Annotated in this window: 11 protein-coding genes; 7 read left to right on the top strand and 4 right to left on the bottom strand. The window is 52.9% G+C overall.

Features of this window, described 5'->3' with window-relative positions:
• Positions 1–45: 45 nt before the first annotated feature.
• Complete coding sequence (locus K0H81_RS11890) at positions 46–1605, bottom strand: SulP family inorganic anion transporter (RefSeq protein ID WP_220058469.1); 1560 nt, start codon at positions 1603–1605, stop codon at positions 46–48.
• A gap of 127 nt (positions 1606–1732) precedes the next feature.
• Positions 1733–5161, bottom strand: coding sequence for a ribonuclease E (gene rne / locus K0H81_RS11885; RefSeq protein ID WP_220058468.1), 3429 nt, complete (start codon positions 5159–5161; stop codon positions 1733–1735).
• A gap of 596 nt (positions 5162–5757) precedes the next feature.
• On the opposite strand from rne, the gene rluC reads away from it, so the two are divergent.
• Complete coding sequence (gene rluC / locus K0H81_RS11880) at positions 5758–6717, top strand: 23S rRNA pseudouridine(955/2504/2580) synthase RluC (protein WP_220058467.1); 960 nt, start codon at positions 5758–5760, stop codon at positions 6715–6717.
• Positions 6714–7373 (top strand): HAD-IA family hydrolase, encoded by a 660-nt coding sequence (locus tag K0H81_RS11875; RefSeq protein ID WP_220058466.1) that lies wholly within the window; start codon positions 6714–6716, stop codon positions 7371–7373. The genes rluC and K0H81_RS11875 overlap by 4 nt, the downstream gene beginning before the upstream one ends.
• Here K0H81_RS11875 and K0H81_RS11870 read toward each other — a convergent pair.
• Both K0H81_RS11870 and K0H81_RS11865 read right to left on the bottom strand, forming a co-directional pair.
• Positions 7354–8727, bottom strand: a complete 1374-nt coding sequence (locus K0H81_RS11870) for a sensor domain-containing diguanylate cyclase (protein ID WP_220058465.1) — start codon at positions 8725–8727, stop codon at positions 7354–7356. The genes K0H81_RS11875 and K0H81_RS11870 overlap by 20 nt on opposite strands.
• A 278-nt stretch (positions 8728–9005) precedes the next feature.
• Positions 9006–9602: a Maf family protein gene (locus K0H81_RS11865; RefSeq protein WP_220058464.1), complete on the bottom strand. Its 597-nt coding sequence runs from the start codon at positions 9600–9602 to the stop codon at positions 9006–9008.
• A 403-nt stretch (positions 9603–10005) separates the two neighbouring features.
• Here K0H81_RS11865 and yceD point away from each other — a divergent pair, with 403 nt between their 5' ends.
• Genes yceD through fabD form a run of 5 tightly spaced genes read left to right on the top strand, consistent with a single transcriptional unit; the run spans position 10006 to position 13703 of the window.
• On the top strand, positions 10006–10530 hold the full coding sequence (gene yceD / locus K0H81_RS11860) for a 23S rRNA accumulation protein YceD (RefSeq protein ID WP_144198735.1): 525 nt from the start codon (positions 10006–10008) through the stop codon (positions 10528–10530).
• Between the two features lie 17 nt (positions 10531–10547).
• Positions 10548–10718 (top strand): 50S ribosomal protein L32, encoded by a 171-nt coding sequence (gene rpmF, locus K0H81_RS11855; protein WP_011865398.1) that lies wholly within the window; start codon positions 10548–10550, stop codon positions 10716–10718.
• 14 nt (positions 10719–10732) lie between these two features.
• Positions 10733–11761: a phosphate acyltransferase PlsX gene (gene plsX, locus K0H81_RS11850; protein WP_220058463.1), complete on the top strand. Its 1029-nt coding sequence runs from the start codon at positions 10733–10735 to the stop codon at positions 11759–11761.
• Positions 11762–11770: 9 nt separating this feature from the next.
• A complete protein-coding gene (locus K0H81_RS11845; protein ID WP_011865400.1) occupies positions 11771–12730 on the top strand; it encodes a beta-ketoacyl-ACP synthase III in 960 nt (319 codons plus the stop codon).
• Between the two features lie 46 nt (positions 12731–12776).
• Complete coding sequence (fabD, locus tag K0H81_RS11840; protein WP_220058462.1) at positions 12777–13703, top strand: ACP S-malonyltransferase; 927 nt, start codon at positions 12777–12779, stop codon at positions 13701–13703.
• Position 13704 lies beyond the last annotated feature (1 nt).

Below are 13704 nucleotides of genomic sequence, written 5' to 3'. Positions count from 1 at the left end.
TTTTTTGTTGCCAAGGTTTAGCCAGCTTATTTGGAGCTGGACGCCTTAAGAATCGAGTTTGTCGTCGGCCACCTTATAGTGGGGGTCTTCTATCAGGTTGACCTCTACCAAGTCGCCTGCCTTATGCAACAGCTGTTTACAGTCATGGCTGAGGTGACGCAGATGCAATCGCTTACCCGAGCTCACATAACGCTCTGCCAGGGTGTCAATGGCTTCGAGGGCCGAGTGATCGCACACGCGAGAGTTTTGGAAATCGACAATCACATCTTGTGGATCTGTCTTGGCGTGGAACAGCTCTAAGAACTCGGCAACTGAACCGAAGAATAGCGGACCGTTTAGCTTATAGACTTTCCAGCCGTTGGCATCTTCGCTCACATCGACATTGATATGTTTGGCGTGCTCCCAGGCAAATACCAGGGCTGAGACGATAACGCCGACAAATACCGCAAAGGCGAGATCGGTAAACACAGTCACCACAGTCACCAGCAGGATCACGAAGGCATCATGCTTAGGCACCTTACGCATCACCTTGAAGCTTGCCCACTCGAATGTGCCCAGTACCACCATGAACATCACACCCACAAGCGCCGCCAGTGGGATCATCTCGATCAGCGCCGAGCCGAACAGGATAAAGGTGAGTAGGGCGATGGCCGCCGTAATGCCCGAGAGTCTGCCGCGTCCGCCCGAGTTAATGTTGATCATTGACTGACCTATCATGGCGCAGCCACCCATGGCGCCGAAGAAGCCACTGGTGATGTTACCTATGCCCTGGCCGACACATTCCTTGTTACCTTTGCCTCGGGTGCTGGTCATCTCATCGATCACCGTCAGGGTCAGTAGAGACTCGATAAGACCAACAGCCGCCAAGATAAAGGAGTAGGGCAGGATGATCGACAGCGTCTCCAGGTTAAAGGGTACAGAGGGAATGGCGAAGCTAGGCAGATTGCCGGCTATGGTCGCGCTTTCATCGCCTGACATGGATTTCAAGAAGTCCAGTACGTTACGGGTATCGAGATCCATGAAGACTACGATGGCGGTGACCGTCAGGATCGCCGCTAATGATGACGGAAATGCCGTGGTGAGCTTAGGTAGGAAGTGGATGATCGCCATGGTGAGGGCCACTAGACCCAGCATGAGGAGCAATTGATCTTGTGGTAGCCAGGTTAACACACCGTTAGCGTCGGGGACCTTAAACTGGCCAAGTTGCGCCAGAAAGATCACTATGGCCAGACCGTTCACGAAGCCTATCATCACAGGATAGGGCACGATACGGATAAATTTTCCCAGCTTAAACAGGCCACAAGCCACCTGTATCAGGCCAGCCAGCACGACCGCTGCAAAGAGGTATTGCACCCCATGTTCGCTGACCAGTGCCACCATGACAACCGCCATGGCACCCGTGGCGCCAGAGATCATGCCGGGACGTCCGCCGATAAGGGCGGTGACCAGTCCCATGATGAAGGCGGCGTATAGGCCGACCATAGGCTCGACACCGGCGACGAAAGCAAAAGCAACGGCTTCGGGAACCAATGCCAAGGCAACCGTGAGTCCCGACAAGAGGTCGGCTCTGTGGCTGCTGGTTTTGTGACGAATAAGATCGAACATTTAGCCTCTGTTATTAATATGTTAGTTGAGTGATTTTCGGTCGCGCATACTAGCAAAATAGTGGCGCCAATAAAATAAAAAGCCATGCAATAGTGCATGGCTTTTTCGACTTAAGGCTTAGTATACCTTAGGGACGTGCCATTTCCGAGTTTGCGCTGTTACCGCGTTTCACCGGCTCGGCAGAAGCTTCTTTTGCCGTGGCTTCATATTGACGTCCCGATGGGGTGTCAACGAGTGCCCTGGCTTCTACCTCAGGCTTGGTCATGGTAGAACTCACCATGGAACCGAAGCGGCTGGTGGCCTTAGGCGCAGGTTTCTCAGCCTCGTCGCTAGCCGTCTCTTCTGGCTTTTCCTCTGCTGGTGCAGCCTCAACGTTAGCCGCAGGTTTCACCTTAGCGGTTGGGGCTTGTACGGCTGCAGGCTTTGCCATAGGGGCTGAGGCGGCGCTGTTTTCTTTGGCAGCAGGTGCTTCAGTAACAGGCGCTTCTGCGTCAGCCTTGGTTTCTGCTTCGACTTCAGGCGTCTCGACTGGAGCGGCTTCTACTGCTGTAGGCGCCGCAACTGGCTCTTCGGCCTGTGCTGAAACTTCTGCCACTTGAGGCGCCGCTTCTTGGCTGGCCTTAACCTCTTCAGGTGTGCTGGTTAGATCCAGCTCTGCCTGAACTTCCTCTTTCAGACTAGCTTCCGCCTCGCCTGCCAGAGGTAGGCTTTGCTGCGCTTCTTCTACAGAGGTTTCCTCTTCAGAGGCGACTTTGGCCTTAGGTGCACGACGTCTTGGCTTAGGCTTGCTCTCTTCTTGAGAAGCTTCTTCGGCGGCCGCTTTAGCAGGTGCTTCCTCGGTGACTGTAGTTTCGGCGACAGTCGTTTCGGCGACTGGAGTTACTTTGTCAGCCTCTTGTTTAACCGCTTCTTGCTCAGTCGCAGGAGCCTGTACTTCGCTAACGGCTTCAACAACGCTGCCTTCTTGTTCTAGCTGCTCACCCAGCAGAGGCGCAGTTTCCACCTCGTTTGGAATGAAGGCGGGCTCGCCATTGCTAACTTCACCATTGCCTTCTTCATCGCGGCGACGACGTTGACCGGCGGCGCGCAGATGACGTGGGCTACGACGACTACGACGTTGGCCTTCTCTTGGCTCGCGTTTGCCTTCAGACTCGCCCTCTTGCGGTTGAGCACTAGCCTCTTCTGCTTGAGCTTCGTCCGCATGAGTTTCTTTGGCATTAGCTTCGCCTTGTGCCGTCACTTCGGCATCGACTGCTGCTTGAGGCTCGCTTGCGGCCTGAGTCTCGACAGCTGGCTGCTCGCTGGCAGTGTCTTCAGCAGCGACTTGCTCGGCTTGAGTCTCGTCTTCTAGCTTGTCGACTTTTTCCTGCTTAGGCTTGCTCTTACGAGGCTGGCGTTTCTGACGCTGCGGCTTATCGTCTGCAGAGGCTTCTGCGGCTGGCACTTGTACCTGCTCGTCGTTGGCCTTCTCGGCAACTTCGACGGCGAGTGCGGCCTCATCGGCGAGCTGCTGCTCTGACTGCACGCGGACCTTACGGCGCATGTTTCGGCGTTGACGACGCTCGCGAGCGGCTTCTTGCTTTGGCTGCTGCGCTTGGCTTTCAGTGTCTTTGCTCTGACTCTGTGGCTTGTCGTCACGGTCACGCTTTTGGCGTTTCTCGTTACGGCCCTTAGCGGCGCGGTTGTCGGTATCTTCGCTCTTGGCAACACGGCTGCGCTTGTTGTCGGTCTCTTTGCCTTCGTCGCGGCTCTTACGTGGATCATTGCGACGGTTGTTGCGACGACTGTTACGGTTTTGCGCGTTGCGACGAGGCTGCTCTTTCTTAACCTCTTCCTTTGGCTGCTCTGGCTCACCACCAAACAGCTTGCCGATGGCGGCAAATAGCTTGGCGATCAAACCTGGTTCTTGAGGCTTTTCAACCTGCTTGGCTGGTGCGGGCGCCGTCTGGGTTGGGGCATCCTTAACCGGCGTTGAGAAGCCTTTCAGTGCTGGCTCAGGTGAGGCGGCGCGCTCTAGTTTACGCGGCTCGTAGAGCTTAGATTCAGGCTGCTCGAGCAGCTTGTAGCTTGACTCGCTGATCTGATCGTCTTTGCGGTGACGGGTCACACGGTAGTCAGGTGTCGTCATGTTTGGATCTGGGATCACATAGACTTCGACATCGTGGCGCTGTTCTGTGATACGAATGGCTTTACGCTTCTCGTTGAGCAGGAAGGCGGCGACATCGACAGGCACGATCGCTTCAATCTGAGAGGTGTTCTCTTTGATCGCTTCCTCTTCCATCAGACGCAGGATAGAGAGCGCCAGTGACTCGGTACCACGGATGGTGCCCTGGCCATGACAGCGTGGACACAGGTGCGCGGCAGACTCTTCCAGTGACGGACGCAGACGCTGACGCGACATCTCCATCAGACCGAAGCGAGAGATGCGTCCCAGTTGCACACGGGCTCTGTCATGATGCACGGCGTCGCGCATTCTGTTTTCGACTTCGCGTTGGTGTCTGACCGGCGTCATGTCGATGAAATCGATAACCACCAGGCCGCCCAAGTCGCGCAGACGCAGCTGACGGGCAATCTCGTCGGCCGCTTCAAGGTTGGTATTGAGCGCAGTTTCTTCGATGTCACCGCCCTTAGTTGCGCGGGCCGAGTTGATATCGATTGAGGTCAGTGCTTCGGTTGGATCGATAACGATAGAACCGCCAGAAGGAAGGCGAACTTCACGCTGGAAGGCCGATTCGATCTGAGTTTCAATCTGGAAATGAGTAAATAGCGGAACTTCTGCTTCGTAGCGCTTGATACGATCGACAAAGTCAGGACGTACCAAAGCAACGTGTTGTTTGGCCTGTTCGTAGATACGCTGATGGTCGATAAGGACTTCGCCTACGTCGCGGCGCAGGTAGTCACGGATGGCGCGAACGATAACGTTGCTTTCCTGATGGATCAGGAAAGGTGCAGGGCGGTTTTGCGCCGCTTCTTCGATGGCAGCCCAGTGGTGCTGGAGAACCTTAAGATCCCATTTCAGCTCGGCAGCATCTTTACCTACACCTGCGGTGCGCACGATAAGCCCCATGCCTTGCGGTACTTCTAGCTCAGACATAGCCGCTTTTAGCTCGGTACGCTCATCACCTTCGATTCGGCGAGAAATACCGCCGGCGCGAGGATTATTTGGCATCAGCACCAGGTATGAGCCCGCCAGACTGATGAAGGTGGTCAGGGCCGCGCCCTTGTTGCCACGTTCTTCTTTATCAATCTGTACTATGACTTCCTGACCCTCTTTCACCACCTCTTTGATGTTAGGACGGCCTTGGAAAGAGTAACCTTTAGGGAAGTATTCGCGTGCAATTTCTTTAAGGGGAAGGAAACCATGACGCTCGGCGCCATAGTCGACGAATGCCGCTTCAAGAGAGGGTTCTACGCGGGTGATTTTACCCTTGTAGATGTTGGCTTTCTTCTGCTCGTGACCAGGACTCTCAATGTCGAGATCGTACAGTTGTTGCCCATCAACTAGGGCAACGCGCAACTCTTCAGATTGAGTCGCATTAATTAACATCCGTTTCATGATGACGTATTTCTTCTTAAAATAAGGTCATCAAACGAAGCTTTTTCGATGCATTACGGGCCCAGAATGGTAAGCGGAGCCTCACGGCTTGGGTCTGGGCAAAGGTGCGCAATCTTTGTAAGACGCAATCGCTGCGTGTCGCATCCTATTTATGGCTTATTTTTTAAAATCGCTAAAAACAAGGAATTCGTTGTAAAACGTCAACCAACCCCATAAATTCTAATGTGCTTTCCGGTAATGCCAAAATCGATATGTGCTCGTCTGACGACAAGTTAAAATTAAACTTCGAATTTGGGGCGCTATTCTTAGAGAAACCACGTTGAAATGTGGTATTGATACTGTGTTTAGTTGTTTAAACTCGTTTTCTCGGTTTATTTTTGTATAACAACCTGTAAGTCAATCACTTACTACTCAGTACAAATATCTTTTAGTCTCGGCTCTTCGCGCTTGCTTTGGGCGATTTGTGAACACTTTATTCACTATTTATCCCCATTCGCGTGGCAAATATAGCAACAATCCAGAAAATCAGCAAATGGAAAGGCACAAAACTTCTGAACTGATGTACAATATGCGGCTTGAAAGAGACAAGGCGTAGCATGAATAGTCAACAAGCGTTAAATAAGGTCGAGTTGGTCACCATAGATGAGGACCATTTGGGCCAGCGAATCGATAACTTTCTGGTCACTAAACTGAAGGGCGTCCCCAAGAGCATGATCTATCGTATCGTGCGCAAGGGCGAGGTGCGCGTCAACAAGAAGCGGATCAAGCCCGAATATAAGCTGCAAGACGGCGATGTGGTACGGATCCCGCCTGTTCGCGTATCCAGCAGCGATGACAAGCCCGGACCGAGTGCTAAGTTGACCAAGGTGTCCCAACTCGAGGGGCGTATCCTGTTTGAAGATAAGGCCATCATAGTGCTAAACAAGCCCGCAGGCATTGCTGTGCATGGTGGCAGTGGTGTTGATTTTGGCGTGATCGAGGCGATGCGTTCGCTCAGACCGCAGCAGAAGTTTCTCGAACTGGTTCACCGCTTGGATAAGGAAACCTCGGGCGTCTTGTTGATCGCCAAGAAGCGCAGCGCGCTTAAACACCTGCACGATCAGCTGCGTTACAAGAAGATGCAGAAGGATTACATGGCCTTGGTTCGCGGTGAGTGGCAAAACCATGACAAGGTGATCAATGCGCCGCTGCTGAAACTTACCCTAAAGTCGGGCGAGCGTATCGTGCGGGTCAATCAAGAGGGTAAACCCTCGGAAACCCGTTTTAAGGTGATGCAGCGCTACCAGGGGGCCACCTTGGTACAGGCCAGTCCGGTTACCGGACGTACCCATCAGATCCGGGTGCATTGCCAGTATGCCGGTCACCCCATCGCCTGTGATGAGAAATACAGCGAGCAGAAGTTCGATGATGCCATGCGCGAGTTAGGGCTCAATCGTCTCTTTCTTCATGCTGCCCAACTGAAATTCACCCATCCAGTGACCGAAGAAGTGATGCAGGTGAAGGCGCCACTGGATAAGGCACTACAAGACTTATTGAACAAATTGGATAAGGCATGAAACGATACGATCTAGTGATATTCGACTGGGATGGTACCCTGATGGACTCGGTCAGCAAGATAGTGGCCTGCATGCAGCAGACCGCCAGGGAGCTGAGCATGATGGTGCCGAGCGAGCAAGCGATTCGAGACATCATAGGCCTGTCGATGGACGAGGCGTTAAATGTTCTGCATCCCAGTGCCTGCGAGCAGACCCGTCAGAATATGGTTAGTGTGTATCGCCAGCAGTATCTGCAGCTCAATCAAACGCCGAGCCCAGTGTTTGACGGCGCCGAGCAGGTGCTCTTGTCTCTCAAGGCGTCTGGGCATCAACTGGCTGTGGCTACCGGTAAGGCCCGCGCCGGGTTAGATAGGGTACTCAATGAGACAGGTTTCCATCAGCACTTTGTGGCCAGTCGCTGCGCCGATGAGGCCAAGAGTAAGCCTCACCCGCAGATGCTGCATGAGTTGCTCTCAATGCTCGATGTTGCTCCCGAGAAGGCGGTGATGATCGGTGACTCGGTGCACGATCTCAATATGGCGAGCAATGCGGGCATAGATGGCATAGGGGTGAGTTATGGCGCTCATTCGGCGTTGAAGCTGCAAGAAGCCAACCCTGTTGCCATCGCCGAGCATCCGCTGGCGCTGCTAGCACTCATCACTGGCGAGGCTCATTAAGCCGCTTACGGCGCTTGTTGCGGTACATTGATTTGTCCGCCAGACAGATAAGCGCCGAGACATCTCTCTGATCCGGCTCGACCCAGTGACAACCGATACTGGCGGCGAGCCTCAGATGATCTCCCTCATGGCTAATGCCTTCGTCAAGCATCTGATTCAGGCTTTGGCAGAGCGCGGAGAGTGCGCGGCTTTTGTCGCTCTCATCCTGAGCATCGAAGCTATGCAATATGATGAACTCGTCGCCGCCGATCCTTGCCACCATCTCAGCCTCTGGGCATACCTTCCTTAAGATCTCGGCAACCTTCTGCAGCACCTTGTCACCAACCAGATGGTTGTAGTTGTCGTTGATCAGCTTGAAATCATCCAGATCCAGATAGAGCACGGCGAGTTCTGCTTGGCTTTGGTTTAGGCGAGACAACAAGTCGGCGAAGTGATTAAACAGCGCCAGTCGATTAGGCAGCTGGGTCAGCGAGTCATGAAAGGCCAGATATTCGCTTTGCTCTTTTGCCTTATGCAGCTCGGTAATGTTGTGGGCCGAGACTATGACCCCGCTTATTCGGCCATTTTCATCCTGGTGCGGGTTGTGATGGACGTTGAGGTATTGTGGTTCGGGTACCGAAGGGGGATGGATGCGGGTTTGTGTATTTATCGACTCGCCTGCGAAGGATCTGTCTAGCAGTGGCTTAAGGTGGGTCTCGAATATCGCCTTGCCGTGGATCTCGCTGGCATGTTTACCGATGATCTGGCTCGCATCACAGTTAAGCAGGTGCTCATAGCCTTTAGACACCACATGATAGCGATAGTCGAGGCCGACGAAGGACATCATGTGGTGGGTCGATGCGATCATCTCCTTGTGCACCGACAATTCCCTCGACATCAGCAGGCGCTTGTATTCGATACCGATCCGCTGGGCGAGTAGCCGGAAAAACTCCCGCGACTTAGTGTTTTCCCGTTGGGGGAGAGTATCCATCACCAAGATATGCCCAATCGGGCCGCCCTCGTCGTCCAGGATCAACTCGGCCTGGTAGCTGACGGCGCCGAGATCTTTGATGAGCTGAAAGTCGGGAAAGCGCTGCTGCAGATCATTTGCATACAAGAGATGGGTATTGGGGTAGCGCATCTGATAGATGGCTTCACAGGGGGAGCCCATGAGATCGAATTCAAACCCGGGAATGGTTTGTTTCACGTCGCAAAAGGCGACCACCTCAATTTTCCCGCGATGAATCGAGGGGCGCGCGAAAGCCGCCCAGCGACACTGAGTCACCAGCGCCAGTGCTTTTAGGGCTCGCTGGAAAAATCGCTCGTCGATACAGGGGGCGGCGAGCAAGGCAAGCGCTTCTTCGAGATCGGTCATAATAGCTAACCACCCAAATGCAATTGACTTCCTTGTCGCTAAGTTATTGGCGTATGAAATCTTAAACTTCAAAGTAGCTAGTTTTTATCCGTTTGTGAAGCTTGGATTCAGTGAATAAAGCTAAGCATGTTGGGTTGTTTGGAACGAATGCCTGCTGGCAGGCGGCAATAAAGCCCTATGAAGGACTTTATCTTGAGTTTGAGTCCGCCGGATACCGTAAAACAGGTTGGCAAATACGAAATGATAATTAATGGTGATGAGTGATTCGCGGATGACCTTTATTTCTGCGCCGGCGCCAAGATGTCCACCCCTTGCTTAAGCAACATCTGGGTGAGGGCGATAAGAGGCAAGCCAACCAGAGTGTTGGGGTCCCGTCCCTCGAGGCGCTTAAACAGGGCGATGCCCAGGCCTTCAGATTTGAAGCTGCCTGCGCAGTAGAGGGGCTGCTCGGTGTCGACATAGTATTTGATCTGTTCGGCCGCTAGCGCCCTGAAGTGTACGATGAAGGGCTCGCAGATCACCTCGCTCGTCTTATCGGCCACGTTAAACAGCGCAAGGCCGGTATAGAAGGTGATGGATTTACCTGAGACGCGCTCGAGTTGTGCTATGGCGTTGGCACGAGTCAGCGGCTTACCTATGATCTCGCCATCGACCACGGCGACTTGATCTGAGCCTATGATGAGCCCGCTCTGACGGCCCTGTGCACCCGCCTTGGCTTTGGCTAATGCCAGGCGTGTTACCAGTTGCTGAGCCGACTCGCCCGCAATCGGGGTCTCGTCGACCTCTGGTGCGCAGGTGTCGAATGCTATGGCCAGCTTCTTAAGCAAAGACTGACGAAATACCGAGGTAGAGGCGAGAATGATAGCCGGGGTCATGGTTTAACCTTGTTATCTGTTATCTATTGCGCGGAGCAAAGCTTAATGTGAGTGGCGGCTATCATAAGCCATCTTGGGTAAAAATGCAGAATAGAGTCGTGTAGAAGACGAGATGGGCGAGCAAGGTTTGAACGCAATGGCACAAAAATACATGCATGATGAAACTGATATGTAAGGTGCGGACTATATTTAGGCAAGGGTAATAAAAAGAGGCGACTAAGGCCGCGCGAATGCTTCTATTTTAAGCGTGCGGGGCTTGAGTATCCATCGGCCCTTGGGTAAAATTTTCACTCCAACAATTTTTGAATTATTGATGGGTTTTATCGCTTTCGTTAACGGGATCGATAAAGGAGATAAATTTTCCTTTGACTCAAGGTAATTCAAACTATAATATGCGCGCCTTATGCAAACAGTAAAGATACCGGTTTCAATTGATCCTATACGCGCAGCGGCCAGCAAGCTTTCTTATGAAGGCATTGTACCCGGTGTGCAGCTAAAGCGATTAAATGAGTTATGTGCCGGCGACTGTTCCGATGTGGCAGTGTCGCTTGAATGTGGTGTAGATATACAGGGGATAGTCTACCTGAAAGGGAAGGCTGTGACGGAGCTCACTCTGATATGTCAACGTTGCATGACGCTATTTACCACTGAGGTTACGGTCGACTTTTGTTTTAGCCCTTGCGGGTCTGAGGCAGAAATCGATGAGCTCCCGGATGCGTATGACCCTATTGAGTGCAATGAGATAGGTGAGATTCGTCTGCATCAATTGATTGAAGATGAATTGATAGTAGCTATGCCTTTGATCCCTATGCATGCTGACGAAAGCTGCAGCAAAGGCGATCAAGATGTAGTAGTAGGCGAGATTGAACCCGCTCAAGAGGAGCGTCCAAATCCGTTTGCAGTGTTAGAAAAACTGAAGAGCAAGTAATCTAGGAGACAGGTCAAATGGCTGTACAACAGAATAAAAAATCTCGTTCAAAGCGCGGTATGCGCCGTTCACACGACGCGTTGAGCACTGCTCAACTGTCAGTTGATGCAACGAGTGGTGAACTACACCGTCGTCACAACGTGACTGCAGACGGTTACTACCGTGGTCAAAAGGTTATCAACAAGTAATCTGTTGATTGCCGATGACTAATCTGACGCTTGCGTTAGATGCGATGGGGGGCGACTTTGGTCCCCGCATCACAGTGCCTGCAACTCTGCAGGCACTTCGCTTATACCCCTTCTTACACGTCATCATGGTGGGGGACAGGTCGCAAATCGAACCTCTGCTAAGCCACCTTGAATCTGACATACTCTCGCGTATTGAACTTGTGCACACCACAGAAGTGGTGAAGATGTGCGATCGCCCCGTGCATGCGCTGCGCAACTGTAAGCAAAGCTCTATGCGTCTGGCAATCGAGCTGGTGCGTGACAAGAAGGCACAGGCCTGTTTAAGCGCGGGTAACACCGGGGCCCTGATGGCCATCTCCAAGGTGTTACTCAAGACGCTTCCCGGCATAGATAGACCGGCCCTGGTAAGCTGCTTACCTGCAGTCAATCATAAACCCGTATATCTGCTGGATCTCGGTGCCAACGTCTCCTGCTGCTCGGAAACCCTGTTTCAGTTTGCGGTGATGGGTTCGGTTCTGTGTGAGGCGGTGGATAAGAATCCTGCCCCTAAGGTGGCCCTGCTTAACGTGGGCATCGAAGAGATCAAGGGTAACGATCAGGTGCAGCAGGCGGGACAATTACTGCAGCAAAGTCCTCAGCTTAATTACGCCGGATTTATTGAAGGCGATGACATCTATTCGGGTAATGTCGACGTCATCGTCTGTGACGGTTTCGTTGGCAACATTACCCTGAAAACCTCAGAGGGGATCGCAAGGCTCCTCGTCCATCAGTTGAAGAAAGGCTTAACTCAAGGCTTTTTTGTACGATTACTGGCCAAGTTAATCGCCCCGCGCATTAATAGTGTTTTAAATCAGATGAACCCCGACCACTATAACGGAGCAAGTCTGATAGGATTGCGCGGAATTGTAGTAAAAAGTCATGGAAGTGCGGATGAATCTGCCTATTTACAAGCAATTAGTTTGGCAGTGACCGAAGCACAACGTCGGCTCCCCAAGATGATCGAAGAGCGTCTTGAGTCGATCCTTTTAGACATAAATAACTGATATCTCCTTATGCATACAAAAATTCTCGGAACTGGTAGTTATTTGCCAGCGCAAGTCCGTAGCAATCAAGATCTGGAAAAGATGGTGGATACCAGTGACCAGTGGATTGTTGAACGTACCGGTATTTCAGAGCGCAGAATAGCCGCCGAAGACGAATCAGTATCAACCATGGGTTACGCCGCAGCCGTGCGCGCCCTGGAAATGGCAGGGGTAGACCCTAGCGAGCTGGATATGATCGTATGTGGCACCACGAGCGCCAATAACGCCTTTCCTGCCGCGGCCTGTGAAATTCAGGCTATGCTGGGCGTGCATACCATTCCGGCTTTCGATGTCGCCGCCGCTTGCTCTGGCTTTGTCTACGCGTTGTCGGTTGCCGATCAGTTTGTGAAGACGGGGGCGGCCAAGAAAGTCTTGGTGATTGGTGCCGATGTTCTGTCACGTTTGTGTGAGCCTGAAGATCGCACCACCATTATTTTGTTCGGGGATGGCGCCGGCGCCGCCGTTGTGGGCGCCTCAGAAGAGCCGGGCATCATCTCGACCCATATTTACGCCGATGGCCGTCAAGGCGATCTGCTGAAATGTTCCTTCCCGCCAAGAGCCAGTGAGTCTTCAGAGGCCGTCGGCTATATGACGATGAAGGGCAATGACGTCTTCAAGGTCGCCGTGACTCAGCTTTCTCATGTGGTCACAGAGACGCTACGTATCAACCAGATTGATAAATCTGAGATCGACTGGCTGGTGCCCCATCAGGCGAATTTCCGCATCATCAAGGCGACCGCTAAGAAGCTCGACATGAGCCTGGACAAGGTAGTATTGACCCTGGCTAAACATGGTAATACCTCGGCTGCCTCTGTGCCTATTGCCCTGGATGAGGCGGTGCGCGACGGACGTATTCAACGTGGTCAGCTTCTGCTTCTCGAGGCCTTCGGTGCCGGATTTGCCTGGGGCAGCGCGCTCGTTCGTTTTTAGTCGATTTTAGTACTAGAATACATTGATTTAGTAAAGGTATATAAAAATGGAAAAGATTGCTTATGTCTTCCCTGGGCAAGGTTCTCAGGCCGTAGGCATGTTGGCCGACATGGCGGCGGAACATGAAGTCGTCGGTCAAACCTTCGCCGAAGCGAGCGAAGTGTTAGGCTATGATTTATGGCAACTGGTACAGGAGGGACCTGCCGAGTCTCTGAATCAGACCGATAAGACCCAGCCTGCATTGCTTACCGCAAGCGTCGCCATCTGGCGCGCGATCCAAGCCACTTCTGCGTCTAAGCCAGCCTTGCTTGCCGGCCACAGCCTAGGTGAGTACTCTGCGCTGGTATGCGCCGGCGTGATCGACTTTAAAGATGCGGTGAAGCTGGTTGAGCTTCGTGGTCAGCTGATGCAACAGGCGGTGCCTGCTGGTACCGGCGCCATGTTTGCTATTATCGGTCTGGATAACGACGGCATAGCTAAAGCCTGTGAAGAGGCGGCCCAGGGTGAGGTGGTTGCACCGGTTAACTTTAACAGTCCTGGTCAAGTGGTCATCGCAGGTGAGAAAGCGGCGGTTGAGCGCGCGGCGGATGCCTGTAAGGCGGCCGGTGCCAAGATGGCCGTTGCCTTGCCTGTGAGCGTGCCTTCTCACTGTCAATTGATGAAGCCTGCAGCTGATGAACTGGCCAAGGCGCTGGACGCATTGAGCTTCAGTGCGCCTAGCATTCCTGTTGTCAACAACGTCGATGTCGCCACGCCTGAGTCAGTCGAAGCCATTAAAGATGCCCTAGTGCGTCAGCTATACTGCCCGGTCAGATGGTCTGAGACCGTTGAGAAGATGGCGGCAGAGGGCGTTAGCCAGCTGGTTGAAGTGGGCCCAGGTAAGGTACTTACCGGGTTAGCGAAAAGAATTAATAAATCGCTGAGTGCGAAAGTGGCGAACGATCCCGCCTCTGTTGCCGCGCTGAGTGAATAAG

Source organism: Shewanella halotolerans (assembly GCF_019457535.1).
Classification (GTDB): Bacteria; Pseudomonadota; Gammaproteobacteria; order Enterobacterales; family Shewanellaceae; genus Shewanella; species Shewanella halotolerans.
The sequence above is the reverse complement of the archived record's forward strand: the minus strand, read 5'-3'. Positions and strand labels throughout refer to the sequence as shown.